Below are 25,217 nucleotides of genomic sequence, written 5' to 3'. Positions count from 1 at the left end.
GTGTGCTGCCGGAGACGGGCGGACAAAAGACTGCCAAAAAGGCATAAGTCAACCGATTAAGGCTACGACGTCCGCCCCGACATCGCAAACCGAGCGGGGGAGACACTCATTATCCACATCTGTGGACGGATCCGCCCACAGGGACACGCCCTCCCCGGATCCCAGTCGCAGGTTGCTCTCGCGGCCCCGGCTGACTACCGTGGCACAAGCAGTTATCCACAGGCAGCGTGATGATCTCCGCCGCCGCGCCGAATCGCCCGGGGGATCCATGTCATCAGCCGCACAGTCCGAGGTTCCCATCTGGGACGAGCTCCTCGACGCGCTGTCCGACGACGACCGGGTCACCCCGCAGCTGCAGGGGTTCCTGAATCTCGCCGTGCCCGCCGGCGTGATGACCGCGACCCTGTACCTCGACGTGCCCAACGATCTGACCGCCGGGCAGATCAACAAGCGGCTGCGCCTGCCCATCATGGAGGCCCTCGCGCGCATCGGCGACGAGGTCACCTCGTTCCGGGTCACCGTCAACCACGACATGGCCGACCAGCAGACCCCCCCGATGCCGATCGCGGACTTCGTCTCCGCCCGCCCGGAACCGGCGCGCATCGAATCGCCCATGGAGCAGCCCACCCCGATCCGCCACGAATCGCGGCTGAACCCGAAGTACGTGTTCGACAACTTCGTCATCGGGCAGTCCAACCGGTTCGCGCACGCGGCCGCGGTCGCCGTGGCCGAGGCGCCGGCGAAGGCCTACAACCCGCTGTTCATCTACGGCGGCCCCGGACTCGGCAAGACCCACCTCCTGCACGCGATCGGCGACTACGCGCAGTCCCTCTACGCGGGTGTCAAGGTCCGCTACGTGTCGAGCGAGGAGTTCACGAACGACTTCATCAACTCGATCGCGAACAACCGCGGCAACGCGTTCCAGGCGCGCTACCGCGAGGTCGACATCCTCCTCATCGACGACATCCAGTTCCTGCAGGGCCGGGCGGAGACGCAGGAGGCGTTCTTCCACACGTTCAACCAGCTGCACGACCACAACAAGCAGGTCGTGATCACGAGCGACGTGCCGCCGAAGCACCTCACCGGCTTCGAGGAGCGGATGCGCAGCCGGTTCGAGTGGGGCCTCATCACGGACGTGCAGGCCCCCGACCTGGAGACGCGTATCGCGATCCTCCGCAAGAAGGCGCAGAGCGAGCAGCTGCACGTGCCCGACGACGTGCTCGAGTACATCGCCACCAAGGTCTCCTCGAACATCCGCGAGCTCGAGGGCGCGCTGATCCGCGCGACCGCCTTCGCGAACCTGAACCGCTCCGCGCTCGACATCGCGACCGCCCAGACCGCGCTGCGCGACATCGTCGACCAGGACGAGGACAGCATCGTCTCGCCGACCGACATCATCACGACGACGGCGAACTACTTCAAACTCACCGAGGACGACCTCTACGGATCCAGTCGGTCGCAGCAGATCGCCACGGCACGGCAGATCGCGATGTACCTGTGTCGCGAGCGGACGAGCCTGTCCCTGCCGAAGATCGGCCAGCTGTTCGGCAACCGCGACCACACCACCGTGATGTACGCGTACAAGAAGATCAGCGAGCTCATGAAGGAGCGCCGCGCGATCTTCAACCAGGTCACCGAGATCACCGCGCAGCTCAGCCGGCGCTGACCGCAGCTCGATCCCCGTCGAGTGGGGCCAATATATTGGCACGTTTCCCATGCCGATGTCCACATGTGGATAAGTTGGGGATATCTCGGCTCGCACCCCCGCCGGAATCCCCAGAAATCGGGACAACCTGTGGATAACTACAGGAACAGTGAATCCGCCCGATGCCTCGAGACCCCACTGTTTCCGCAGGGACTCCACAAGTCACATCCCTGTAGTTCCCTTGTCTCGCAAAGCATCCCCAGAGTTATCCACAGTATCCACAAGCGTTAACACCGTTAAGAACTCTTTGGAGATCCAGGTCCGTCGATCACCTCCGAGGGCGGATCTGGGGATGGATCCGGTCACCGGACCGGATTCGAGGGCGTGCGCATGTCCTGGGGTGGACCGTGGCATTAGCATGGGAGCCCGTGGCGTCTGCCATGCGGCCGGAAGGATGTCATTCGCGTCCTCCCGCGGATCAACGACGAAGGAGCGCCGGTGAGGTTCCAGGTCAATCGCGATGTCTTCAGCGAAGCAGTGTCCTTCGTCGTCAAGCTCCTCCCCCAGCGGAACCCCCAGCCGATCCTGGCCGGCGTCCTGATCGAGGCCGGCGAGAACGGGCTCACCCTCTCGGCGTTCGACTACGAGGCCTCCGCCCGGACGACCATCGAGGCGACGGTCGACGAGGCGGGCACGATCCTCGTGCACGGCCGGCTGCTCTCGGACATCGCCAGCCGACTGCCGAACGCGCCGATCGAGATCGCGGTCGAGGAGGACGGCGGGATCGCCGTGCGCTGCGGATCCGCCCGTTTCACCCTCGCGGCCATGCCGGTCGAGGAATATCCCTCGATCCCCGAGGTGTCCGGTACCTCCGGACTCGTGCCCGCCGAGGACTTCAGCACCGCGATCGCGCAGGTCGGATTCGCGGCCTCCCGCGACGACGTCACCCCTGTGCTCACCGGCGTGCAGCTCGAGGTCAGCGGAACGACGTTGAGCCTCGTCGCAACCGACCGCTACCGGGTCTCGCTGCGCGACGTGCCGTGGGACGGTGAGTCCGCCGAGCAGACCGCGCTGGTCCCCGCCCGCACCCTGCAGGAGGTCGGCAAGACCTTCGGCCACGCCGGCACGATCCAGATCTCGTTCTCCGGCGCCGGCGACCGCGAGATCATCGCGTTCACCGCGGGCAACAAGACCGTCACTTCTCTCCTGATCAAGGGCAATTTCCCGCCTGTGCGCCGGCTGTTCCCCGAGCAGACGGATCACCACGCGGTCGTCAACACCGCCGATCTCACCGAGGCCGTGCGCCGTGTCGCGCTCGTGCTGGACCGTTCCGCCCCGCTGCGCTTCACGTTCGACACCGCAGCCGTCACGATGGACGCCTCGGGCGGCGAGCAGGCTCGGGCCTCCGAGTCGGTCGACGCGCACCTGAACGGCGAGGACGTCACGCTCGGCCTCAACCCGCAGTACCTGCTCGAGGCCCTCGGCGCCGTCCGCAGCGAGTTCGTCCGGGTGACGTTCACGTCCTCCGACAACGCGAACAAGCTCAGCCCGGTGCTCGTCACGAGCCAGACCTCGGTCGACCAGGCGGGCCTGGACTCGTTCAAGTACCTGCTCCAGCCGAACCTGCTGCTGCGCTGACCCGGATGACGCTGGATCGGATCGATCCTGCGCTCGCGGCCCGGATCGTCGCCCGCGACGAACGCGACGGCGACCACTGGCATCCGGAGTATCCCTTCGAGGACGAGCTCGTGCCGCTGCGGATGCTCGCCGCGGCGCAGAACGCGGATCCGGTGTTCACGCTCTACGCGATCCGCGACGACGACGGCGTCGCGGTCGGCGGATTCGGGTTCTTCGGCCCTCCGGACGCGTCAGGGGCTGTCGAGTTCGGGTACGGGCTGATCCCGTCGGCGCGTGGGCGGGGCCTCGCGACCGCGGCCGTGCGCGAAGGGCTGCGGATCGCGGCCGCGCACGGCGCGGTGCGGGCGGTCGCGGACACCGAGGAGACCAACGCCGCCTCCCTCGCGGTCCTCGCTCGAGCCGGGATGACCGAGATCCGCCGCTCCAACGGCATGGTCTACGTCGCCCGCACCCTCTGAGCCCGATCCCCTCGGTTCGCTGGTCGCGACACGCCCTCTTGCGGCGCCGGATGCGGCGTGTCGCGACCAGCGAACGACAGGGGCGGGCCCGGTGCGTGTCGGAGCCCGCGGGTAAGGTTGCTCGGGTGATTGTGGAGCACCTCAGCCTCGTGGACTTCCGCAATTACGCGACCGCGGAACTCGCGCTCCACCGCGGCCCGAACGTGCTTGTCGGCCGGAACGGACAGGGCAAGACGAACCTCGCCGAGGCCATCGTGTTCCTCGCCACACTCGGCTCGCACCGGGTCTCATCGGACGCGCCGATGGTGCGCGACGGCTTCGACGCCGCGATCGTCCGCGCCCGGCTCGCGCACGGCCAGAGAAAAGTGCTGATCGAGGTGCAGATCAACAGGCAGGGATCCAACAAGGCGCGGATCAACGGCGCCCCGGGCCGCACCGCCGACCTGCCCCGTTATGCGCACGTCGTGCTGTTCGCGCCGGAGGATCTGCAGATCGTGCGGGGGGATCCGTCCTCCCGTCGCCGGTTCGCGGATCAGCTGCTGATCCAGCGCGCCCCGCGGATGTCGGCCGTTCTCGGCGATTACGACAGGGTGCTCCGGCAGCGCACCGCGCTGCTGAAATCCGCCCGTGCCCGTGGCATGAAGGCCGAGGCGCTGACCACTCTCGACGTCTGGGACGACAAGCTCATCGCCCTCGGATCCGAGATCATCGACGCGCGCTCCCGGCTCGCAGCCGACCTGCAGCCCGGGCTCGCCGAGGCGTACGCGTCGATCGCCGGCGCCGACCATGACCCGCGCATGCACTGGGCGCAGTCGATCCGCGGCGGGGATCCCGAGGAAGGCGACGACGCCGAGGGCGCGGACGGATCCGGCGGCACGACCGCGGACCTGTTCCGCGCGGCGCTCGCGGCGAAGCGCTCCTCGGAGCTCGAGCGCGGGCTCACTCTCGTCGGTCCGCACCGCGACGACCTCGTGCTGCGGGTGCGCGACCTCCCGGTGAAGGGCTACGCATCGCACGGCGAGTCCTGGTCGGTCGCGCTCGCGCTGCGGCTCGCGTCGGCAGAGCTGCTGCGGCGGGAGTCGCCGGCCGGGGATCCGGTCCTGATCCTCGACGACGTGTTCGCGGAGCTCGATGCCGAGCGCCGCCGCCGGCTCGCCGGGATCACCGCGGGATACGAGCAGGTGCTCGTCACCGCGGCGGTCGAGGAGGACATCCCCGAGGTGCTGCACCGGCACGTCGTGCGGATCTCCGCCGGCACGATCATCGACGAGCGGGAGATTCGGGGCGCGGAATCGTCGTTTGGGGCGCAGAACGACCAGGAATCCCGGCAGGATGCGCCCCAAAACGCAGAAACACGCCCCGAAACGACTCCGCGGGGCGGACCGACCGAGGCCGAGGAGGCGACCGATGACCGATCCTGACCTCCCCGACGTCCCGGAGACCGTCTCGACCTACCTGCGGCTGCGCGGGCTGAAGCCGAGCTCGAAGAACTGGAAGCGCAAGAAGCGCATCGTCGACGACGAGAACGCGCCGTTCACCCCGGGGCGGGATCCGGGTGTGCTCGGCGACGTGCTCGCGAAGCTCACCCGCGACTCGGGCTGGGAGGCCGCGCTCAGCCGGGAGGACCTCGTGCTGCAGTGGGCCGAGCTCGCGGGCCCCGACACGGCCAAGCACTCCGAGCCGGTGTCGCTCGAGGGCGGAATGCTGACCGTCAAGTGCGACTCGACGGCGTGGGCGAAGAACCTGCAGTACATGCGCGCCGTGATCATCACCGAGATCGGCCGGAGGTATCCCGAGGCCGGTGTGCAGAACCTGCGCTTCGTCGGCCCGGACGTCCCCTCCTGGAAATGGGGCCCCAGAGTCGCTCCAGGGCGGGGCCCGCGCGATACCTACGGTTAGGACAAGATCCATCTCGTTCCGCAGGTGTTAAGGCGCGCAGAACGGCACACAACGCGACATTGAGAGCGGTTTCCGATAGACTGGGCGCCTAGATCTTCGATGTGGAGCCTCCTCTCAGATGACACCTGAAAACCCCTCTGACGCGAACGAATCGACCGAGAACGAATCGACCCAGGCGTCGGGGGCTCCAGAGGCTTCCGGCTCTGCGACGAAGCCGGCCGGTGCGTCCGGCGCGCCGACGACGGAGTACGGCGCCGACTCGATCCAGATCCTCGAGGGCCTCGAAGCGGTCCGCAAGCGCCCGGGCATGTACATCGGCTCGACGGGTCCGCGCGGGCTCCACCACCTCGTGTACGAGATCGTCGACAACTCCGTCGACGAGGCGCTCGCCGGTTACGCCGACACGATCCTCGTCACCCTGCTCGACGACGGCGGCGTCCGCGTGGTCGACAACGGCCGCGGCATCCCGGTCGACCCGCACTCCTCCGACCCGACGAAGTCCACGGTCGAGGTCGTGCTCACGATCCTGCACGCCGGCGGCAAGTTCGGCGGCGGCGCCTACGCCGTCTCCGGCGGTCTGCACGGCGTCGGATCCTCGGTCGTGAACGCCCTCTCGACGCGGTTCGAGGTCGAGGTCAAGCAGAAGGGCCACGTCTGGCGGCACAGCTTCGCCGACGGCGGCACCCCGCAGCAGCAGCTCGAGAAGGGCGAGGCGACCTCCGAGACCGGGACGACCATCACGTTCTGGCCCGACGCCACGATCTTCACCGAGACCGTCGACTTCGACTACGACACCCTGCGCACCCGCTTCCAGCAGATGGCGTTCCTGAACAAGGGGCTGCGGATCGAGCTGCGGGACGAGCGCGCCGAGGCGACGGTCGACGAGGAGGTCGACGGCGCGATCGTCACGAAGCAGCGTGCGGACGTATTCTTCTACGAGCGCGGTCTCGTCGACTACGTCGAGTACCTCAACCACGTGCGCCGCGCCGAGGTCGTGACCGAGGAGATCATCGCGTTCGAGTCCGAGGACTCCGAGCGCAAGATCTCCCTCGAGGTCGCGATGCAGTGGACCACCGGCTACACGGAGAACGTGTTCACCTACGCGAACACGATCAACACGCACGAGGGCGGCACGCACGAGGAGGGCTTCCGCGCGGCGCTCACCACGCTCGTGAACCGCTACGCCAGGGCGAACAACCTGCTCAAGGAGAAGGACGACAACCTCTCCGGCGACGACGTGCGCGAGGGTCTCACCGCGGTCATCTCGATCAAGCTCGGCGAGCCCCAGTTCGAGGGACAGACCAAGACCAAGCTCGGCAACACCGAGGCGAAGGCGTTCACGCAGAAGGTGGTCGGCGACCAGCTCGGCGACTGGTTCGACCGGAACCCCGCCCAGGCGAAGAACGTCATCCGCAAGGCGATCGACGCCGCGACCGCACGCCTCGCCGCCCGCAAGGCGCGCGAGACCGCTCGCCGCAAGAGCGTGTTCGAGTCGGCCGCGATGCCGGACAAGCTCAAGGACTGCACGAGCAAGGATCCGTCCATCTCGGAGATCTTCCTCGTGGAGGGCGACTCGGCCGGCGGCTCCGCCGTGCAGGGCCGCGACCCGCACACCCAGGCGATTCTCGCGCTCCGCGGCAAGATCCTGAACGTCGAGCGCGCGCGTCTCGACAAGGCTCTCGCCAACAAGGAGGTCCAGGCGATGATTCAGGCCTTCGGCACGGGCATCGGCGAGGACTTCGACCTGGAGAAGGCCCGCTATCACAAGATCGTGCTGATGGCGGATGCCGACGTGGACGGCCAGCACATCACGACGCTGCTGCTCACGCTGCTGTTCCGGTACATGCGCGGGCTCATCGAGGCGGGTTTCGTCTTCCTCGCGATGCCGCCGCTGTACCGGCTGAAGTGGTCGAACGCGCCGCACGAGTACGTGTACTCGGACGCGGAGCGGGACGCGCTGCTCAAGGACGGTGCGGCGAACGGCAAGCGCCTCCCGAAGGACGCGCCGGTGCAGCGGTACAAGGGTCTCGGCGAGATGAACGCCAAGGAGCTGTGGGAGACCACGATGGATCACACCACGCGGACCCTCCGCCAGGTGACCATCGACGACGCCGCGGCCGCCGACGAGATCTTCAGCGTGCTGATGGGCGAGGACGTCGAGTCCCGCCGCAGCTTCATCCAGCGCAACGCCAAGGACGTCCGCTTCCTGGACATCTGACCCTCACACCACACCCACCACACAAGCGAAGACTCGGGCCGCGCCCCATGAATGACGGAGGGCGCAGGGACGGGATCCCGAGAGATATCGGGAGGGGCCCGCGAAGCGGGAAGGAACCCGCTGATCTCTCGGGATCCCGTCCCGGAGCCCGGCCCACGAACAGGCACGAACGGCAAGACGAGAAGAAGACATGACTGACGAGAGCCGCCCCGAAGCCGAGCACAACCACGGCAAGATCGACCAGGTCGACCTGCAGTCGGAGATGCAGCGGTCGTACCTCGACTACGCCATGGCGGTCATCGTCGGGCGCGCGCTGCCCGATGTGCGCGACGGCCTCAAGCCCGTGCACCGCCGCGTGATCTACGGCATGTACGACGGCGGCTTCCGCCCCGACAAGTCGTTCTCGAAGTGCGCCCGCGTCGTCGGCGAGGTCATGGGTCAGTACCACCCGCACGGCGACTCGGCGATCTACGACGCCCTCGTCCGCCTCGTGCAGCCGTGGTCGCTGCGCTACCCGCTCGCGCTCGGCCAGGGCAACTTCGGCTCCCCCGGCAACATGGGCGCCGCCGCCCCGCGCTACACCGAGACGAAGATGGCCCCGCTCGCGCTCGAGATGGTGCGGGACATCGAAGAGGAGACCGTCGACTTCTCGGACAACTACGACGGTCAGACCCAGGAGCCCGACGTCCTGCCGGCCCGGTTCCCGAACCTGCTGGTGAACGGATCCGTCGGCATCGCGGTCGGCATGGCGACGAACATCCCGCCGCACAACCTCCGTGAGGTGTCCGAGGCGGCGCTGTGGGCGCTGGAGAACCCGGACCTGCCCCGTGAGGAGCTGCTCGAGGGCCTCATCCAGCGCGTGCCCGGCCCGGACTTCCCGACCGGCGCGCAGATCCTCGGCACGAAGGGGATCCACGAGGCGTACCGCACCGGCCGCGGATCCATCACGATGCGCGCGGTGGTCGGCGTCGAGGAGATCCAGGGACGCACCTGCCTCGTGATCACCGAGCTGCCGTACCAGGTGAACCCGGACAACCTCGCGGTGAAGATCGGCGACCTGGCCCGCGAGGGCAAGATCACCGGGATCGCGGACATCCGCGACGAGACCAGCGACCGCACCGGCCAGCGCCTGGTCATCGTGCTCAAGCGCGACGCGGTCGCGAAGGTCGTGCTGAACAACCTGTACAAGCACACCTCGCTGCAGGAGAACTTCGGCGCGAACATGCTCGCGATCGTGGACGGGGTGCCGCGCACGCTCGCCCTCGACGGCTTCATCACGAACTGGCTCGACCACCAGATCGACGTCATCGTGCGGCGCACGAAGTTCCGCCTGGCCAAGGCCGAGGCGCGGATGCACATCCTGCGCGGCTATCTCAAGGCGCTCGACGCGCTGGACGAGGTCATCGCGCTGATCCGCCGGTCGCCCACCGTGCAGGAGGCGAGCGAGGGACTGCAGAAGCTCCTCGACATCGACGAGGTCCAGGCCGACGCGATCCTGCAGATGCAGCTGCGCCGCCTCGCCGCCCTCGAGCGTCAGAAGATCATCGACGAGGCCACCGAGCTCGAGGCCCAGATCGTCGAGTACAAGGCGATCATCGCGGATCCGCTCCGCCAGCGCGCGATCATCCGCGAGGAGCTCACCGCGATCGTCGACCGCTTCGGCGACGACCGCCGCACGCACATCCTGCACGGCTTCGACGGCGACGTCTCGATCGAGGACCTCATCGCCGAGGAGGAGATGGTCGTCACGGTCACCCGTGAGGGTTACATCAAGCGGACCCGTAGCGACAACTACCGCTCGCAGCACCGCGGCGGCAAGGGCGTGAAGGGCGCGCAGCTGCGCGCCGACGACCTCGTCGAGCACTTCTTCGTGACGACCACGCACCACTGGCTGCTGTTCTTCACCGACAAGGGCCGGGTCTACCGCGCCAAGACGTACGAGATCCCCGAGGCCGGCCGCGACGCCAAGGGCCAGCACGTCGCGAACCTGCTCGCCCTGCAGCCGGAGGAGAAGATCGCCCAGATCCTCGACATCCGCGACTACGAGGCCGCGCAGTACCTCGTGCTGGCGACCCGCGGCGGACTCGTGAAGAAGAGCCGCCTCGGCGACTACGACACGAACCGTCAGGGCGGCGTCATCGCGATCCGCCTGCGCGAGGAGGACGAGCTGGTCAGCGCATTCCTCGCCGACGCGGCCGACGACGTCCTGCTCATCAGCAGGCACGGCATGTCGGTGCGCTTCCACGCGACCGACGACGCGCTGCGCCCGATGGGCCGGGCCACCGAGGGCGTCAAGGGCATGAAGTTCGCGGGCGACGACAGCCTGCTGTCCGCGTCGCTCGTCACCGAGGGCGGATTCGTGTTCGTCGTCACCGACGGCGGGTACGCGAAGCGCACCTCCGTGGACGAGTACCGTGTGCAGGGCCGTGGCGGCCAGGGCATCAAGGTCGCCAAACTGAACGATGACAGGGGCATCCTCGCGGGCGGTCTGATCGTCCAGGAGGACGATGAGGTCCTTGTGGTTCTTGCCAGTGGCAAGGTGGTACGCTCTGCCGTGGCCGAGGTGCCGGCGAAGGGTCGCAACACCATGGGCGTGGTTTTCGCCCGGACCGACGATGAGGATCGGATCCTTGCGATCGCCCGCAACACCGAGCGCGGCCTGGCCGAGAGCGAAGAGTCCGAGGACTCCGCTGCGGCCCCCGAGACCCCGACCCCCGAAGGAACTGACGAATGAGCACGGTAGCCGACAAGCTCGCCAAGAAATCGTCGCGCAAGACGTCGAGCAAGCAGGTCCGCCTGCGCCTCGTGTACATCGACTTCTGGTCCGCCGTGAAGCTGTCCTTCCTCGGCGCGATCGCGATCGCGATCGTCACCCTGGTGTCGTTCCTGCTGATCTACCTGGTGATGGCGGCGACCGGTCTCATCGCCAAGGGTGACGAGTTCGTCGGCGGATTCACCGACGGCGCCGTGAAGCTGAGCTCGATCGTCGGCCTGCCGCAGGTGCTCGCGTTCGGCTCGGTCGTCGCGATCCTGAACCTCATCGTGTTCACGGTGCTCGGCGCGATCATCGCCGGCATCTACAACGTCGCGGTGAAGGTGACCGGCGGCCTGCTCGTCGGCTTCACCTCGAACTGACGCTTTCTGGAAGGCCCGGTCCCCGCGTGGGCCGGGCCTTCGGCGTTCCTCGGTCGTTGAGCGAGGACGCGCAGCGACCGAGACGAAACGCGGTTACCTGCGGATCGCCGCGTTTCGTCTCGCTCCGCCTCCGGCGGGGCTCGCTCAACGACCCCGAGAGGCGGGCGGCGGGACCTTACTCAGACCACCCCGGTGGAACCGAGCAGAGTGCCGATGAGCCAGGTCGCGGCGAGGGCGAGCGCGCCGCCGACGAGGAGGCGGATCGAGGCGCGCACGGGATCGGATCCGCCGATCCGCGCCGAGATCCAACCGGTCGCCGCGAGCGCGAAGAGCACCGCGACGAAGGTGATCGGCACGCGCATGCCGGCGGGCGGGAGCAGGATCGCGAGCAGAGGCAGCACCGCTCCGCAGGTGAACGCGATCGCGGACGAGATCGCGGCGTGCCAGGGGCGCACCAGGTCGTCCTGGTCGATGCCGAGCTCGACCTCCAGGTGCGCGGCGAGGGCGTCGTGCGCGGTGAGCTCGGCGGCGACCTTGTGCGCGGTCTCGTCGGTGAGTCCACGGGCGCGGTAGAGGCCGACCAGTTCGGCGAACTCCTCCTCCGGCATGGTCTTCAGCTCGTGGCGCTCCTTCTCGATGAGCGCGTGCTCGCTGTCGCGCTGGCTCGACACCGACACGTACTCGCCGAGCGCCATCGAGATCGCTCCGCCGATGAGACCGGCGAGTCCGGCGACCAGCAGGGCGGCGTTGCTCGACGTGGCCCCGGCGACGCCGACGACGAGCGAGGCGACCGAGACGATGCCGTCGTTCGCGCCGAGCACCCCGGCGCGCAGCCAGTTCAGCCGCCCGTTGACGTTCTTGGAGTGGGGTTCCCCCGAGTGCTCGGTGCTCATGTGACCACGAAAGCACTGCGGACCGCCGCCGTCCACAGAGGCAAGGCATGCATAAGCCCCGTCGCCTTACGGATATCCCGAAACCGATCCTCGGGATCCCTCCGTTCCGCCGGTCCGAGCGCCGCCGTAGCGTGGAGCCATGACCACAGCACAGGCCTACGTCCCGCCGCCCGCGGAGGATCCCGCGGCGCGACCGACGACCCGCACCCCGTTGCGCATCCTTCTGACGGTGCTCGAGCTCGCCGCGCTCGGCGTCGTCGGCTCCGCCGCGGTGGGCCTGCTCGGAGGCCTGCTCGGGCTGAGCTTCGGACTGCTCTTCGTGGGCGTCGGCGTGGTGTTCCTCGTCGGGCTCGTGTACGCGCTGTTCGGCGTGGCCTGGTTCGAGATCGCCCGGCTGGACGGGCTGTACCGGTTCGAGCTTCCGGCGGTGCAGTGGCGCCCCCGGGAGCGCCCCGGATTCGGCGGGTGGCTGCTGTCGGTGTGGCGGCAGGCGTACAACGGCCGGATGTGGCGGGCCCTGGCGAACTTCGCGATCGCGTGCGCGTTCGGCGGCCTCGTGCTGCGACTGTTCGGCTGGCTCGGCTGGTCGGCGGTGACCGCGTTCGCGCCCCTGTTCAGCACGGGCGACGCCGACACCGGCTGGGGGACGACGTATCCGATCGCGTGGGCGCCGCTGTTCGGCGGCCTCGGCGTGGCCGCGTCGATCGTCGGCATCGTCGGGCTCGCACTGCTGCACCGGGTGATCTCCCGCGGCATCGTGGCCACTCCCGACCGCAACAGGGAGCTCACCGAACAGGTCCGCACCACCACCGCGCAGCGCGCCGGCGCCGTGCGCGCCGCAGATGTCGAGCGCACCCGGATCGAGCGCGACCTGCACGACGGCGTCCAGCCCCGTCTCGTCTCGGTCGGCATGACCCTGGGCATGGCACAGCAGAAGATCGACACGGACCCGGAGGCCGCGAAGGCGCTCATCGCCGAGGCGCACACGTCGACCAAGGCCGCGATCACCGAGCTGCGCCAGCTCGCCCGAGGGATCCACGCATCAGTGCTCGACGACCGCGGACTGGACGCGGCGCTCTCCGCCCTCGCCGGGCGCTCCCCCGTGCCGGTCGTCCTCGACGTGCGGCTCGACGGCCGCTGCTCCCGCGACGCCGAGGCCGCCGTCTACTTCTCGATCGCCGAATCCCTCACCAACGCCGCCAAGCACTCCCGCGCCGGCGAATGCCGCGTGGTCGTGCGGGTGCGCGACGGCGGCACGCTGTGGGCCCGCGTCGAGGACAACGGCGTCGGCGGAGCGACCGTCGTCCCCGGCGGCGGCCTGGACGGTATCGGAAACCGCGTGCTCGCGGCCGGCGGCACGATCCGCCTGGACAGCCCCGTGGGCGGCCCGACCAGCCTGGAGGTGAGTGTCCCGTGCGCATCCTGATCGTCCGGCATCTCAACCAGCAGTGCGGCACCGGAGCGGCGGAGGGCGTGTCATGAGGATCCTGATCGTCGAAGACTCGGTCCTCCTGCGGGAGGGCTTGGTCCGCCTGCTCGAGGACGCCGACCACACGGTGGTCGCCGCCCTCCCCGACGCCTCGGATCTCGACGCGACCGTCGACGCGACCGCTCCCGCGCTGTGCATCCTCGACGTCCGCCTGCCGCCCACGTTCGTGGACGAGGGGATCCGCGCGGCGCTGGCTCTGCGCAAGCGGATCCCGCAGCTGCCCCTCCTGGTCCTGTCGCAGTACGTCGAGGAGCGCTACGCGAGCGACCTCATCGCGGCTCAGACCGGATCGGCGCAGGGGTCCGCAGGCCCGCTCGGCTACCTGCTCAAGGACCGCGTCGCCGACGTGGCCGAGTTCATCGAGTCCGTCGAGCGGATCGCGTCGGGATCCACCGTCCTGGACCCGGAGGTGGTCGCGCAGCTGCTCACCCGGCGCAACCAGGACGACCGGATGCAGAGCCTCACCGATCGCGAGCGCTCCGTGCTCGCGATGATCGCCGAGGGCCGGTCGAACCAGGCCATCGCGTCGACGCTCTTCCTCTCCGAGGCGAGCGTCGAGAAGCACATCACCGCCATCTTCCAGAAGCTCGGCCTCGAGCCCGACGAATCCGGCAACCGCCGGGTGCTCGCCGCCATCGCGCACCTCGAGAGCACCGGCCTCCCCCGCACGCAGAACGGAACGAACCGATGACGAACCCCACTCCCCCGGATCCCCGGGATCCTCAGCCCTCCGCCCCGTCGGCGTCGCCGGCCCGCACACCGCGCGCCGGCGCCGTGACGAGCATCACCGTCAGCGCCCTCATCATCGGCGCCCTCGCGCTCGCCGCCACGGGCGGGAACGCGGCGATCGCAGCGACGGGACAGTTCACCGGCGTCGACGGACCGGTCGCGCAGGGCACCTCGCTCGACGTGACCGGTGTCACGAAGCTCACCCTCGACGCCGGCGGCGGATCCGTGACGATCCGCTACGCCGACGTCCCCGAGGCGACGCTGCGCAGCACCGGACGCGGCAGCGGCAACTGGACCATGCACCGGGAGGGGGGCACGCTCGTCGTCGAGAGCCCTCGAGCCGTGCTCGGCTGGTGGGTCGACGGGTGGTTCCAGGACGGCCCGTCGACGACGCTGACCCTGCCGGACGACCTCTCCGGCCGGCTCGACGCCGACCTCACGCTCGAGGCCGGGGCCCTCGACGCACAGGGCGACTTCGGCACGCTGAAGGCGAAGCTCAGCGCGGGCATGATGACGCTGGACGGATCCGCACGCGACGTGACCGCCCGGGTCGACGCGGGCGCAGCGACCCTGCATCTGAGCGACGTCGCGACGGCCGATCTGACCATGTCGGCCGGCCGGCTCGACGCGACGCTGACCGGGTCGCAGCCCGACAGCGTGAAGCTCGACGTGAGCGCCGGCGCCATGGACGTCACGGTGCCCTCGGGCTCGTACGCCCTGTCCAAGGACGTCTCGGCCGGAAGCCTGGACGCCCGGATCCCGACCGACTCCTCGTCCGACCACCGGGTGCAGGTCGACCTCTCCGCCGGATCGATCAGCCTCCGCAGCGGGAGCTGATCCCCTCGATTTCGTGAATCGTGCCCACGTCGGGTAAAGTCTTGGAGGTTGATACGGGGCTATAGCTCAGGCGGTTAGAGCGCTTCACTGATAATGAAGAGGTCCCAGGTTCAAGTCCTGGTAGCCCCACCGACACGCTGAGAGGATCCGAGAAATCGGATCCTCTCCGTCGTCGAGAGCGGGGCCTTAGCTCAGTTGGTAGAGCGCTTGCTTTGCAAGCAAGATGTCAGGAGTTCGAATCTCCTAGGCTCCACGGATTTCAGACGAAGAGCCCCGGGTGCACCCCGGGGCTCTTCTTCGTCTCCGCGACCTTCTCGGACCGTTCGGTCGTTCGGGAGGACCTGCTGCCCTCGGCACGTGCCGGCGCGCCGGCGCCGCCCGGATCGGCTCAGACGACCGCCTCGGCCAGGGCCGTGACGGGTGATGTGCGAGGTGTGCCCGCGGTGACCCGCGACCACGATGCCGCAAGGACCTCGACCGCGCGCTCGAGCTCGCGCGGTTCGGCCGTGAACGGGATCCTGAGGTGCCGCTCGTGGCCGCCCTCCACCGCGAACCGGGGGCCCGCGCTGAGGTGCAGCCCGTGGGCGGCGGCGTCGATCACGAGTGCCGAGCTGAGCGGCGCCCCGAGGCCCACCCAGAGCGCGACCCCGCCGCGCACCTCCGGCACCGACCACTCCGGCACTGTGCGCGCGAGCGCGGCGACCAGGGCGTCCCGGCCCGAACGGAGCAGGGTGGAGCGCTGCGGCAGGATCTCGTCGAGCCGGGACACGACACGGGTCGCGATCGCCTGCTCGAGGTCCGGCGTGCCCAGGTCGTGCGCGGCGCGGGCCGCGCGCAGGCGCCGGATCACCTCCTCCTCGGCGCGGATCCAGCCGACCCTCAGTCCGCCCCAGACCGCCTTGCCCAGGGAGCCGACACGGATCGCGGGCCCCGCCGCGCCGAGCGGGGTGGGGCGCTCGGTCTCGTCGATCGTCAGCTCGGCCGTGGTCTCGTCGATGAGCAGGGTCGATCCCGCGTCGTGCGCGGCCCGTTCGAACGCGTGGCTCTCCGCCGGCGTCATCGAGCGACCGGTCGGGTTCTGGAACTCGGGCATGAGATAGGCGAGCACGGGCCGGGCGCGGGCGAACGCCTGCGCGGCGCGGTCGACGTCCCAGCCGTCCTCGGTCGTCACCGGGACTCCGACGAGACGCGAGCCGGCGCGGCGGAAGGTCTCCGCCGCGTGCGGATATGTCGGCGTCTCGATGAGCACGCGGTCGGCACAGTGCAGCAGCGTCGAGGCGATGAGGTTCAGAGCGTGCTGAGCGCCGTTCGTCACCATGATCTGGGTCGGATCCGTGTGCATGCCGTGACGGGAATACCTCTCGGCGATGGCCGTGCGGAGCTCCAGGTGCCCGAGGATGTCGTAGCCGGCGCGGGAGACGAGGGCGGTCGCCGATCCCGCCACCTCGGCGATCACCCCGGGCAGGCCCGGCCAGGCCGGCGGGCTCGCCTGCTGCAGATCGATGCCGCCGTGGTCGAACCAGCGGGCCGACGTCGTGCGGCCGAGCGGCCGGGTGATGCTGCCGGACCCCTGTCGGCTGACGATGTGCCCGGTGCCGCGCAGCGTGCGATACGCCGCAGCGACCGTCGTGCGGCTCACGCCCAGCGCGCCCGCCAGTTCGCGTTCGGCGGGAAGTGCGGTCCCCGGCGCGATCCGGTTGTCCAGGCAGAGCAGCCGGATCCCGTCGGCAAGGGCGTCGTAGGCGGGCTCGCTCGTGCGCCAGAGGCCGAGCAGCTCGACGAGGGCGCGAGCGGAGAGCCGGGAGTCCATCGGGCCAGCGTACGCGAATTGGACTGTTCTGACAGGACCACTTTTAGGGGATCATGGATCCATGACTCGACGGGTGATCCAGCTGCTGATCGGACTGCCGCTCTACGGCGTGGGCGACGCGCTGATGATCGCGGCCGGCTTCGGGCTCGACCCGTGGACCGTCTTCGCGCAGGGCCTCGCCGTGCGCACCGGCGTCGGGATCGGATGGATCACCAACATCGTCGGCCTGCTCGTCCTGCTGCTGTGGATCCCGCTCCGCCAGCGCCCGGGCATCGGCACGATCGCGAACATCCTGCTGGTCGGCACCGCGATCCAGGGCACTCTCGCCGTGCTGCCGCCCGTGCACGACCTGCTCCCGCGGATCCTGCTGTTCGTCGTGGGGCTGCTCGCCGTCGCCCTGGCGAGCGGCCTCTACATCGGCTCGCGGTTCGGCGCCGGCCCGCGTGACGGGCTGATGACCGGCATGAACGCGCGGCTGGGCTGGCCGATCTGGGTATCGCGTCTGTCGGTCGAGCTGACAGTGCTGCTCGTCGGCTGGCTGCTCGGCGGAACGGTCGGGATCGGCACGGTGGTCTTCGCCGCGGGCATCGGCCCGCTCGTCCACATCGCGCTGCCGCTGTTCGACACGGCGCGCGCCCCGCGGATGTCGCCTGCGGCACAGCCCGCCCCCGAGACGGCGGTCGATCCGGCATAGCCTTCCGGCGCGGACGACGGTCGCGGTCCCCTCCGGACGCGACGCACAGCCGCGGATGGCATGATGATGCCGTGCCGGCACATCGAGAGACGTGGCCGCTCGTCGCGGGCGGCGCAGCGCTCGTCGTCGCGTTCGTGGCGACGTACTTCCTCTTCGTCCGCACCTACGTCGGGCAGGTCGTCGACGAGCGCGCGTTCGCCGGCGCCGCTGATCAGCACGACCTGATCTATCGGTTGTCCGGCGCTGTGCTCGGCAACGTCCCGTACGTCGCGCTCGGCGGCGGCATCCTGCTCACGCTGGTCATCGGCGCCGCCACCCGGCGGCCCAAGCACATCGTGGTCGCGCTCGGGGTGGGAGCCATCGCCTCGGTGCTCGCCGAGCTCGCCAAGCACGTGTTCCTGACCCGGGCGCAGACCGGCGCGACGGACCTCCTCAGCAATTCATTCCCATCCGGGCATGCAACGGTCGCGGCCGCCGCGGCGTTCGCGGTCTTCCTGGTCTCCCCGCCGCGCTGGCGCCCCCTGGCGGCGGTCCTGGGCGGTGCCTTCGCGGTGCTCACCGGGATCCTGTTGCTGATCCACCAATGGCATCGTCCGAGCGACGTCGTCGCCGCCTTCGTTCTCGTCGGCGCCTGCGGCTGCGTGGGCGGCCTCGCCCTCGTCGTCTGGCGAGTGCCGAGAGCATCCCGCCCGGCACGCTCGCTCCCGGCGGTGTGGTGGATCGCGGTCGGGAGCGGCGTCGTCGCGCTGATCGCCTTCGTCGTGATCTACGTCACCGTCGAGCAGCACGGCAGCCACCGCACGATCGCCTACGCGGGCGGCAGCGCGGCGATCCTCGCGGTGGGCAGTGGGCTGGCCGCCGCGGGCAACCGGGTCTTCCGCCGGATCTCCTGACGGGCGGCCCCGCGGCCCGGCCTTCCGACCGTGTCCCGGAATCGGCACCACCGTGTCCCGATTCCGGTCGCGGGAAGGGCGGTTCCGCAGCAGAAACCGGGACACGGCTCCCGTACGAGAACCCCCTGATCGCGGCGGTATATCGGATCAATCGGACCCGAGTCAAGTAATCCACATGTGGATGAACCTGTTAATAGATTTCCGCGGCCGGAGGAATGTCATTCCGACGCCGTCGATTCGCGTCCCGGTGGCGGCATGCGAGAGGCATGCGACGGCATCCGGATTTGCGCCGACCGGGCAGCGTGGGTCCATACTCGTCGTCATGCCTTCCTCCCTCTGCCTCGACGGGCTGCGCTTCGCCATGGTCTCCTCGACGGCCAGCGCCGTCGATCCGGACGCCCCGACGACCTTCGCGTACCACCAGGACGGCAGGCTGATCTGGGGTGAGTACACCGGCGACACCGTCACCGAGGGCCGGTTCGTCGGGGAGGTCGTCGACGCCGAGGTGCGCGTCTCGTTCGCGCACGCCCTCGCGAGCGACGGATCCGTCGTGCGCGGCGACGCGGTCAGCCGTGCCGAGCGCGCCGAGGACGGCCGGATCCGGCTCATCGAGGACTTCGCCGTCGACGGCGTGGACCACGTGAGCGTCTGCCTGCAGGTCTGATCCGGGTTGCGGGATCGTCAGATCCTGGTTCCCCGGCTCTGGTCGGTGCGCGTGAACCGCATCAGACCGCTGTCCACGCCGATCGGATCGCGCCGCGGAATGTCGCCGGGCAGCACGAACGGCCGACTGAACAGCTCGCCCATCACGATCGCGGTCTCGACCTTCATGACCTCGGGGCGGTCCGCGATCGTGCCGATCACGAGCGATTGCATGGACTCCATGTCGACGCTGCGCACGATGAGCATGACGTCGTGCTCGCCGGTCATCACCCGCGCCGACTCGACGTCGGGCATCTCGCCGATCGCCTGCAGGAACGACGTCCACGACTGCGGCTGGATCGTGCAGAACACGAGTGCGCTGACGCCGAGGCCGAGGCGGGTGGTGTCGACCTCGGCGGTGTAGCCCGTGATGATGCCGGCGCGGGTCAGCGACTCGATCCGCGAGTAGGCGCTGGCACGCGAGATCCCGACCTCCTGAGCGAGGGCGGCGATCGAGATCCGTCCGTTCCGGCGCAGCGCGCGGAGGATGTCGTACGCGATTTCGTCGATCACGGGTGCGGATCGTCCAGATGTGGACGGGAGATCGTCAGTCATGCTGGACATATTGCCGTAGTGATGGAAGCGTGACAATCGAATTCTCGAAACTGGGTCGATCCCTCGGATATAGTGCCGGAAAACCCGATCAGGTCGTTTGACCTGTCCATCTCAATGAGGAGGAGAGCTGTGGCTCGTTCCCATCGCCACGCCGCCGCTGCGCTCATCGCCGTGGCCGCCATCGCGCTTGCCGGCTGCTCCGGAGGCAACTCCGCGAACAACTCGAACAGCTCCTCCGGGGGCGGTACGCTCGTCGTCGACACCGCGTTCTCGCTCGAGACCGGCGACCCGGGCCGCAACTACGTGCCGACCGGCAACATGGTGCTGCACGCCGTCTACGACACGCTGCTCACCTTCCAGGGCGCCGACTCGAGCACCCCGAAGCCGGACCTCGCGACCATGAAGCAGAACGCGGACGCCACCGAGTTCACCTTCACGATCCAGGACGGCCGCAAGTTCTCCGACGGCACCCCGGTCACCGCGGACGACGTCGTCTTCTCGCTCGACCGCGTCGCCGGCATCACGGACTCCAAGGCGAACTTCCTGATGGCCGGGATCACGGTCGCGAAGGTCGACGACAAGACGGTCAAGCTGACGACCAAGACCCCGTCGCTGCAGCTGCCCGCGATCGTCACCAACCCGTCGCTCGCGATCCTGAACTCGAAGGCCGTCGAGAAGAACGGCGGCAAGACCGACAACTCCGATGCCGCGAAGTCGTGGCTCGACGCCAACTCCGCCGGCTCCGGTCCCTATAAGCTGCAGTCCCTCGACCTCAACACGCAGGTCGTGCTGGTGAAGAACGACAAGTACGACGGCACCGACAAGCCGGCCTACGACAAGATCGTGGTCCGCAACATCTCGCAGTCGTCCACTCAGCTCACCAACCTCAAGGGCGGCGACTCGAACGTGGCGGTCGACCTCTCCGGCGACCAGGTGAAGAACCTCGGCAGCGGCTTTACGGTGAACTCGGCTCCCTCCGCCGAGACCCTGTTCCTGCTCATCAACCAGGACAAGAACGTCGGCGGCGTGACCGCGAGCCCGAAGTTCGCCGAGGCCGTCCGCTACGCGCTCGACTACAAGAAGCTCCTCGAGCTCGCCGGATCCGGCGCCGTGCAGGCCACCGGCGTCATCCCGCCGATGTTCCCCGGCGCGAACAAGACCGGTGCCGCGCAGGATCTCGCGAAGGCCAAGGACGCTCTGGCCGCGTCGGGCTACAAGGGCGAGGCGATCAAGCTGCAGTTCCCGAACGACAACCCGGTCGGCGGCGTGGAGTTCACCCCGGTCGCCGAGCGCGTGCAGGAGCAGCTGAAGGCCGTCGGCATCAACGCGAGCCTCGCCCCCGCGCCGTTCGCCACCGAGGTCCAGCCCTACGTGAAGGCCCAGGAGGCGTTCTCGCTCTGGTACTGGGGCCCCGACTACGCCGACTCGTCCTCGTTCCTGCCGTTCGGCCCGGGTCAGAAGGTCGGCCTGCGCGCCGGGTGGCCGACGACCGCCGACAGCACGATCGCGGGCCTCGTCACGAAGGCGCAGAACGCGACCACGGTCGACGCGCGCAACTCCGCGTTCAGCGACTACGCGAAGGCCATGCAGGACTCCGGTCCGTTCGTGCCGCTGATCGTCCCCGGCATCAACCTCGCGAGCTCCACCAAGGTGGCCGGTCTCGAGTACAACGTGACCTGGACCCTCGACCTGCGCACGCTGCACCCCGCGAAGTGACTCCCGCGGCGGGGTCGGGCCTTCGGGTCCCGGCCCCGCCGTCCCCTGATCCCCCGAGACGGAAGCGCCGACGTTGACGCAGACCCAAGCCATCGCCACCCGCACGGTGCGGACGTCGCAGCACACCCTGCTGCGGTTCCTCGCCCGCCGTGCCGTGACGAGCGTGATCCTCCTGTTCGGGATCCTGCTGGTCACCTTCTCGCTCACCGTGATCGTCCCCGGCGATCCGGTGCGCGCGGCCCTCGGCGAGGGCGCCTCGTCGAACCCGGCCACCGTCGCCGCGTTCCGGGAGAAGTACGGACTCGACCAGCCGGTCTGGATCCGCTTCTTCCGCTACGTCGGCAACCTCTTCCAGGGCGACCTCGGCACCTCGATGACGACCGGTCGCCCCGTCGTCGACGACCTCGCCAAGGCCGTGCCCGCGACCGGCGAGATCGCCTTCTACGCCATCATCGTCAGCCTCGCGGTCGCGATCGTTCTGGGCACGCTCGCCGCCTATCGCCGCGGCAAGGTCACCGACCAGGTCGTGCGCGTGGTCACCCTGATCGGCCTGAGCATCCCCACCTTCTGGATGGCGATCCTCACCTACCAGCTGTTCTTCATGAACCTGCACTGGGTGAGCGGATCCGGCCGGATCTCGCCGACGATCACCCCGCCCCCGCGGATCACCGGCTTCTACACGATCGACTTCCTGCTCAACGGCGACTCGGTCGGCTTCTTCGACGCGACCAGCCACCTCGCCCTGCCGGTGCTCGTGCTGAGCCTGTTCACGATCGCCACCCTCACCCGGTTCGTGCGCACCTCGGTGCTCGAGGTGCTCGACATGGACTACGCCCGCGCCGCCCGCGCCAAGGGCCTCAGCGGACGCCGCGTCGTCATCGGGTACGTGCTGCGCGGCGCGGCTCTGCCGATCCTCACGCTCGTCGGGATCGCCTTCGGCAGCCTGCTCTCCGGCACCGTGCTCGTCGAGGCCGTGTTCGCCTGGCCGGGCCTGGGCACCTACGCCTACAACGCGTCGAAGAACCTCGATCTGCTCGCCGTCACCGGCGTCGGCCTCGTCGTCGGCGTCATCTACCTCATCATCAACCTCGTCGTCGACGTGCTGTACGGCGTCCTGGACCCGCGAGTGAGGCTGTCGTGAACCTCGTCGTCCCTTCCAAGTTCGCGTCGAAGCGCCGGCGGCCCTGGTTGCCGCGCGCCTGGCGCACCCCGCTCGCCCTCGTCGGCACCGTGATCGCGCTGGCCTGGATCGTCGTCGCGATCCTCGCCCCGTGGATCGCCCCGCACGACCCGCTCGCGCAGAACCTGCCACGCCTCGCGCCGCCGAGCGCCGATGCGATCATGGGCACCGACGTGAACGGCCGCGACGTGTTCTCGCGCCTGCTCGTCGGCGCGCAGACCACGATCCCGCTCGCCCTCATGCTCGTCGTCTGCGCGATGATCGTCGGGACGATCGTCGGCGCCGTCGCCGGATACCTCGGCGGCTGGGTCGACGAGGTGCTGATGCGCATCACCGACATGGTGATGGCCTTCCCGACAGTGATCCTCGCCATGGTGATCGCGGCGTCGCTCGGCCCGTCCATCATGAACGCGGTCATCGCCGGCATCATCGTCGCCTGGCCGCCCTACGCCCGCATCACCCGGTCGCTCGTGCTCGGCCTGCGCACGCAGAACTACGTGATCGCGGGACGCCTGCTCGGATCCTCCCCGATCCGATCGCTCGCACGCGACGTGCTGCCGAACATCGCCGGTCCCGTGCTCGTGCTCGCCTCGCTCGACATCGGCACCGCGATCCTGCTCCTCTCCGGCCTGTCCTTCCTCGGTCTCGGCGCGCAGCCGCCGACTCCGGAATGGGGCACGATGATCGCCGCGGCCATGCAGAACACCTCGGCCTGGTGGCTGGGCCTGTTCCCGGGACTTGCGATCCTCAGCATCGTGATGGCGTTCAACTTCATCGGCGACTCGCTCCGCGACGCCCTCGACCCGCTCGCCGCGCGCGAGCGCGAGGCCGAGGCGCCGACCGCGGTGTCGGCCGCCGCCGCGACCGGGGAGGTGGCCGCATGACCGCCGCGCTTTCGATCCGCGACCTGCGTGTCGAGCTCGGGCAGAGCCGGAACCATCGCACCGAGGTCGTCAAGGGCATCTCGCTCGACCTCGTGCCGGGACGGATCCAGGGCCTCGCCGGTGAGTCGGGATCCGGCAAGAGCATGACCGCCATGGCGATCCTCGGCCTGCTGCCCGCGGGCGGCACGGCGTCGGGCTCGATCGTCCTCGGCGGCGACACCGAGCTCGTCGGGATGGCCGGCAGCGCGTACCGGAGGGTGCGCGGCAAGCGCATCGGCATGGTGTTCCAGGATCCGTCGGCCAGCCTGCACCCGCAGATCACCGTCGGATCCCAGCTCGCCGACGGCATGCGCGCCCACCTCGGGCTGTCGCGGTCCGCGGCGCGCGCCAAGGCAGCCGAGCTGCTCGCCCTGGTCCGGGTACCGAACCCGGAGGAGGCGCTGCAGAAGTATCCTCACCAGTTCTCCGGCGGGCAGCGCCAGCGCATCGCGATCGCGATCGCTCTGGCCTGCGAGCCCGAGGTGCTGCTCGCCGACGAGCCGACGACCGCGCTCGACGTGACCGTTCAGGCGGGCATTCTGCACCTGCTCCGCGACCTGGCCACCGAGCGCGACCTCGCGGTGCTGCTCGTGACGCACGACCTCGGCGTGATGAGCGCCGTGGCCGACGAGGTCGCGGTCATGCGCGGCGGCCTCATCGTCGAGGCAGGGTCCCGCCGGCAGATCTTCCAGGATCCGCAGCACGCCTACACCCGCGAGCTGCTCGACGCGATGCCGGACGCGCAGGACTCGCTCGTGGATGAGCCGGGCTCCGGCGCCGGCTCCGACGTCGACCCCGAGGAGACGCGATGACCGACCAGAAGCCCGTGCTGCACGTCGACGGCCTCGTCGTCGAATACGGCGGCCGCATCGCGTTCCGTGCCGTCGACGGGGTCTCGTTCGACATCCGCCCCGGCGAGGTGCTCGCCCTCGTCGGCGAGAGCGGCTGCGGCAAGTCGTCGACCGCACGCGCGGTGATCGGCATGGAGAAGCCCCGTGACGGCTCGGTGCTCTACCGCGACCGCCCGGTGCAGCCGCTCGGCCTGCGCACCCGGCCCAAGGAGCTCACCGCGATCCAGATGGTGTTCCAGGATCCGAACTCCTCACTGAACCCGCGGATCCGCGTCGCCCAGCAGATCGCGGAGGGATCCCGTGCGGCCCGTGCCCGCGGCCTCGACACCGAGGCGCCGTCGCACTGGCTGAAGGCGGTCGGCCTTTCCCCCGCCCTGGAGAACCGCTACCCGTACCAGCTGTCCGGCGGGCAGCGGCAGCGCGTCGCGATCGCGCGGGCGCTCGCGGCCAAGCCCGACCTGATCGTCGCCGACGAGCCGATCTCGGCCCTCGACGCCTCGGCGCAGGCCTCGGTCGCCGCCATGATGCGCGAGTTGTGCGTCGCCTCGGGCGCCGCGATGCTGTTCATCTCGCACGACCTGTCCGTGGTGCGACTCATGGCCGACCGCGTCGCGGTGATGTACAAGGGCCGGATAGTGGAGTCCGGAGCGACCCCGCTCGTGTGGGCGAACCCGGTGCACCCCTATACAGAGGCACTGCTCGCCGCGATCCCGCACCCCGACGGCGAGGGCGAGCTGCCCGCCGCCCCCGCGTCCGAGGCGCCGTCGTCCTGGTCGATCGACATCCCCGAGGCCCTGGACCGGGTGCACTGAGGCGGGACGTCGCCCGTCCCCATCTCCGTCGCAAGCCGGAAAACGGAGAGGGATGCGGCGCGCCCCGTCCGGATCCGCGTCGACACGCCGTGGCGACCCGTCCGCCTCTCCGTTTTCCGAGGTGGGGACGGGGGCGACGG

22 protein-coding genes and 2 tRNA genes are annotated in these 25,217 nt (G+C 69.4%); 21 read left to right on the top strand and 3 right to left on the bottom strand.

The window, feature by feature from the left end:
* Nucleotides 1-268: 268 nt before the first annotated feature.
* From dnaA to RBR11_RS12840, 8 genes are all read left to right on the top strand, one after another.
* Entirely contained in the window at nucleotides 269-1,666 is a 1,398-nt protein-coding gene (gene dnaA / locus RBR11_RS12875; RefSeq protein WP_308489750.1) for a chromosomal replication initiator protein DnaA, read from the top strand.
* A gap of 477 nt (nucleotides 1,667-2,143) precedes the next feature.
* Nucleotides 2,144-3,283 carry a DNA polymerase III subunit beta gene (gene dnaN / locus RBR11_RS12870; RefSeq protein ID WP_308489749.1) on the top strand — a complete coding sequence of 380 codons (1,140 nt, stop codon included), beginning with the start codon at nucleotides 2,144-2,146 and terminating at the stop codon, nucleotides 3,281-3,283.
* Nucleotides 3,284-3,288: 5 nt separating this feature from the next.
* Entirely contained in the window at nucleotides 3,289-3,741 is a 453-nt protein-coding gene (locus RBR11_RS12865; RefSeq protein ID WP_308489748.1) for a GNAT family N-acetyltransferase, read from the top strand.
* A gap of 125 nt (nucleotides 3,742-3,866) precedes the next feature.
* Nucleotides 3,867-5,162 (top strand): DNA replication/repair protein RecF, encoded by a 1,296-nt coding sequence (gene recF / locus RBR11_RS12860; RefSeq protein WP_308489747.1) that lies wholly within the window; start codon nucleotides 3,867-3,869, stop codon nucleotides 5,160-5,162.
* Complete coding sequence (locus RBR11_RS12855; RefSeq protein WP_308489746.1) at nucleotides 5,149-5,640, top strand: DciA family protein; 492 nt, start codon at nucleotides 5,149-5,151, stop codon at nucleotides 5,638-5,640. Before recF ends, RBR11_RS12855 begins: the two co-directional genes overlap by 14 nt.
* Nucleotides 5,641-5,758: 118 nt before the next feature.
* Entirely contained in the window at nucleotides 5,759-7,858 is a 2,100-nt protein-coding gene (gene gyrB / locus RBR11_RS12850; protein ID WP_308489745.1) for a DNA topoisomerase (ATP-hydrolyzing) subunit B, read from the top strand.
* Nucleotides 7,859-8,048: 190 nt separating this feature from the next.
* Entirely contained in the window at nucleotides 8,049-10,592 is a 2,544-nt protein-coding gene (gene gyrA, locus RBR11_RS12845; protein ID WP_308489744.1) for a DNA gyrase subunit A, read from the top strand.
* Nucleotides 10,589-10,993, top strand: coding sequence for a DUF3566 domain-containing protein (locus RBR11_RS12840; protein WP_308489743.1), 405 nt, complete (start codon nucleotides 10,589-10,591; stop codon nucleotides 10,991-10,993). The genes gyrA and RBR11_RS12840 overlap by 4 nt, the downstream gene beginning before the upstream one ends.
* Nucleotides 10,994-11,172: 179 nt before the next feature.
* Here the strand turns inward: RBR11_RS12840 and RBR11_RS12835 are convergent, their stop codons facing one another.
* Entirely contained in the window at nucleotides 11,173-11,886 is a 714-nt protein-coding gene (locus RBR11_RS12835) for a VIT1/CCC1 transporter family protein (protein ID WP_308489742.1), read from the bottom strand.
* Nucleotides 11,887-12,025: 139 nt separating this feature from the next.
* On the opposite strand from RBR11_RS12835, the gene RBR11_RS12830 reads away from it, so the two are divergent.
* The 5 genes from RBR11_RS12830 (at nucleotide 12,026) to RBR11_RS12810 (ending at nucleotide 15,194) form a co-directional block, all read left to right on the top strand.
* Complete coding sequence (locus tag RBR11_RS12830; RefSeq protein ID WP_308489741.1) at nucleotides 12,026-13,312, top strand: sensor histidine kinase; 1,287 nt, start codon at nucleotides 12,026-12,028, stop codon at nucleotides 13,310-13,312.
* A 52-nt stretch (nucleotides 13,313-13,364) separates the two neighbouring features.
* Nucleotides 13,365-14,066 carry a LuxR C-terminal-related transcriptional regulator gene (locus RBR11_RS12825; RefSeq protein WP_308489740.1) on the top strand — a complete coding sequence of 234 codons (702 nt, stop codon included), beginning with the start codon at nucleotides 13,365-13,367 and terminating at the stop codon, nucleotides 14,064-14,066.
* Nucleotides 14,063-14,941: a DUF4097 family beta strand repeat-containing protein gene (locus RBR11_RS12820; RefSeq protein WP_308489739.1), complete on the top strand. Its 879-nt coding sequence runs from the start codon at nucleotides 14,063-14,065 to the stop codon at nucleotides 14,939-14,941. Before RBR11_RS12825 ends, RBR11_RS12820 begins: the two co-directional genes overlap by 4 nt.
* A 55-nt stretch (nucleotides 14,942-14,996) precedes the next feature.
* Nucleotides 14,997-15,070: transfer RNA gene (locus RBR11_RS12815), tRNA-Ile, on the top strand.
* Nucleotides 15,071-15,121: 51 nt separating this feature from the next.
* Nucleotides 15,122-15,194 (top strand) — tRNA-Ala (locus RBR11_RS12810).
* 135 nt (nucleotides 15,195-15,329) lie between these two features.
* Here the strand turns inward: RBR11_RS12810 and yczR are convergent.
* Nucleotides 15,330-16,751 carry a MocR-like transcription factor YczR gene (gene yczR / locus RBR11_RS12805; RefSeq protein ID WP_308489738.1) on the bottom strand — a complete coding sequence of 474 codons (1,422 nt, stop codon included), beginning with the start codon at nucleotides 16,749-16,751 and terminating at the stop codon, nucleotides 15,330-15,332.
* 61 nt (nucleotides 16,752-16,812) lie between these two features.
* On the opposite strand from yczR, the gene yczE reads away from it, so the two are divergent.
* The 3 genes from yczE (at nucleotide 16,813) to RBR11_RS12790 (ending at nucleotide 19,002) form a co-directional block, all read left to right on the top strand.
* A complete protein-coding gene (yczE, locus tag RBR11_RS12800; RefSeq protein WP_308489737.1) occupies nucleotides 16,813-17,445 on the top strand; it encodes a membrane protein YczE in 633 nt (210 codons plus the stop codon).
* Between the two features lie 71 nt (nucleotides 17,446-17,516).
* Nucleotides 17,517-18,338 carry a phosphatase PAP2 family protein gene (locus tag RBR11_RS12795; protein ID WP_308489736.1) on the top strand — a complete coding sequence of 274 codons (822 nt, stop codon included), beginning with the start codon at nucleotides 17,517-17,519 and terminating at the stop codon, nucleotides 18,336-18,338.
* A gap of 322 nt (nucleotides 18,339-18,660) precedes the next feature.
* Nucleotides 18,661-19,002, top strand: a complete 342-nt coding sequence (locus tag RBR11_RS12790) for an avidin-fold protein (RefSeq protein WP_308489735.1) — start codon at nucleotides 18,661-18,663, stop codon at nucleotides 19,000-19,002.
* A 17-nt stretch (nucleotides 19,003-19,019) separates the two neighbouring features.
* Here RBR11_RS12790 and RBR11_RS12785 read toward each other — a convergent pair whose 3' ends face one another.
* Nucleotides 19,020-19,553, bottom strand: a complete 534-nt coding sequence (locus RBR11_RS12785) for an Lrp/AsnC family transcriptional regulator (protein WP_308489734.1) — start codon at nucleotides 19,551-19,553, stop codon at nucleotides 19,020-19,022.
* A 171-nt stretch (nucleotides 19,554-19,724) separates the two neighbouring features.
* Here RBR11_RS12785 and RBR11_RS12780 point away from each other — a divergent pair, with 171 nt between their 5' ends.
* The 5 genes from RBR11_RS12780 to RBR11_RS12760 all read left to right on the top strand — a co-directional run bounded on the left by RBR11_RS12780 (nucleotide 19,725) and on the right by RBR11_RS12760 (nucleotide 25,077).
* Nucleotides 19,725-21,311 carry an ABC transporter substrate-binding protein gene (locus RBR11_RS12780; RefSeq protein ID WP_308489733.1) on the top strand — a complete coding sequence of 529 codons (1,587 nt, stop codon included), beginning with the start codon at nucleotides 19,725-19,727 and terminating at the stop codon, nucleotides 21,309-21,311.
* 73 nt (nucleotides 21,312-21,384) lie between these two features.
* Nucleotides 21,385-22,452, top strand: coding sequence for an ABC transporter permease (locus RBR11_RS12775; RefSeq protein ID WP_308489732.1), 1,068 nt, complete (start codon nucleotides 21,385-21,387; stop codon nucleotides 22,450-22,452).
* The gene (locus tag RBR11_RS12770) at nucleotides 22,449-23,375 is read left to right on the top strand and encodes an ABC transporter permease (protein WP_308489731.1); all 927 of its coding nucleotides are present in this window, start codon (nucleotides 22,449-22,451) and stop codon (nucleotides 23,373-23,375) included. Before RBR11_RS12775 ends, RBR11_RS12770 begins: the two co-directional genes overlap by 4 nt.
* Nucleotides 23,372-24,226, top strand: coding sequence for an ABC transporter ATP-binding protein (locus tag RBR11_RS12765; protein ID WP_308489730.1), 855 nt, complete (start codon nucleotides 23,372-23,374; stop codon nucleotides 24,224-24,226). Before RBR11_RS12770 ends, RBR11_RS12765 begins: the two co-directional genes overlap by 4 nt.
* Nucleotides 24,223-25,077 (top strand): ABC transporter ATP-binding protein, encoded by an 855-nt coding sequence (locus tag RBR11_RS12760; RefSeq protein ID WP_308489729.1) that lies wholly within the window; start codon nucleotides 24,223-24,225, stop codon nucleotides 25,075-25,077. The genes RBR11_RS12765 and RBR11_RS12760 overlap by 4 nt, the downstream gene beginning before the upstream one ends.
* Nucleotides 25,078-25,217 lie beyond the last annotated feature (140 nt).

The organism is Microbacterium capsulatum (assembly GCF_030865425.1).
Lineage (GTDB): Bacteria > Actinomycetota > Actinomycetes > Actinomycetales > Microbacteriaceae > Microbacterium > Microbacterium capsulatum.
Note: the sequence above shows the minus strand (reverse complement) of the source record. Positions and strands in the feature narration are given on the sequence as shown.

What these genes read in the sequence shown, in the direction of transcription:
- dnaA (WP_308489750.1), top strand. Translation starts at nt 269, where the DNA reads ATGTCATCAGCCGCACAGTCCGAGGTTCCCATCTGGGACGAGCTCCTC.
- RBR11_RS12865 (WP_308489748.1), top strand. Translation starts at nt 3,289, where the DNA reads ATGACGCTGGATCGGATCGATCCTGCGCTCGCGGCCCGGATCGTCGCC.
- RBR11_RS12855 (WP_308489746.1), top strand. Translation starts at nt 5,149, where the DNA reads ATGACCGATCCTGACCTCCCCGACGTCCCGGAGACCGTCTCGACCTAC.
- gyrB (WP_308489745.1), top strand. Translation starts at nt 5,759, where the DNA reads ATGACACCTGAAAACCCCTCTGACGCGAACGAATCGACCGAGAACGAA.
- gyrA (WP_308489744.1), top strand. Translation starts at nt 8,049, where the DNA reads ATGACTGACGAGAGCCGCCCCGAAGCCGAGCACAACCACGGCAAGATC.
- RBR11_RS12840 (WP_308489743.1), top strand. Translation starts at nt 10,589, where the DNA reads ATGAGCACGGTAGCCGACAAGCTCGCCAAGAAATCGTCGCGCAAGACG.
- RBR11_RS12835 (WP_308489742.1), bottom strand. Translation starts at nt 11,886, where the DNA reads ATGAGCACCGAGCACTCGGGGGAACCCCACTCCAAGAACGTCAACGGG.
- RBR11_RS12830 (WP_308489741.1), top strand. Translation starts at nt 12,026, where the DNA reads ATGACCACAGCACAGGCCTACGTCCCGCCGCCCGCGGAGGATCCCGCG.
- RBR11_RS12825 (WP_308489740.1), top strand. Translation starts at nt 13,365, where the DNA reads ATGAGGATCCTGATCGTCGAAGACTCGGTCCTCCTGCGGGAGGGCTTG.
- RBR11_RS12820 (WP_308489739.1), top strand. Translation starts at nt 14,063, where the DNA reads ATGACGAACCCCACTCCCCCGGATCCCCGGGATCCTCAGCCCTCCGCC.
- yczR (WP_308489738.1), bottom strand. Translation starts at nt 16,751, where the DNA reads ATGGACTCCCGGCTCTCCGCTCGCGCCCTCGTCGAGCTGCTCGGCCTC.
- yczE (WP_308489737.1), top strand. Translation starts at nt 16,813, where the DNA reads ATGACTCGACGGGTGATCCAGCTGCTGATCGGACTGCCGCTCTACGGC.
- RBR11_RS12790 (WP_308489735.1), top strand. Translation starts at nt 18,661, where the DNA reads ATGCCTTCCTCCCTCTGCCTCGACGGGCTGCGCTTCGCCATGGTCTCC.
- RBR11_RS12765 (WP_308489730.1), top strand. Translation starts at nt 23,372, where the DNA reads ATGACCGCCGCGCTTTCGATCCGCGACCTGCGTGTCGAGCTCGGGCAG.
- RBR11_RS12760 (WP_308489729.1), top strand. Translation starts at nt 24,223, where the DNA reads ATGACCGACCAGAAGCCCGTGCTGCACGTCGACGGCCTCGTCGTCGAA.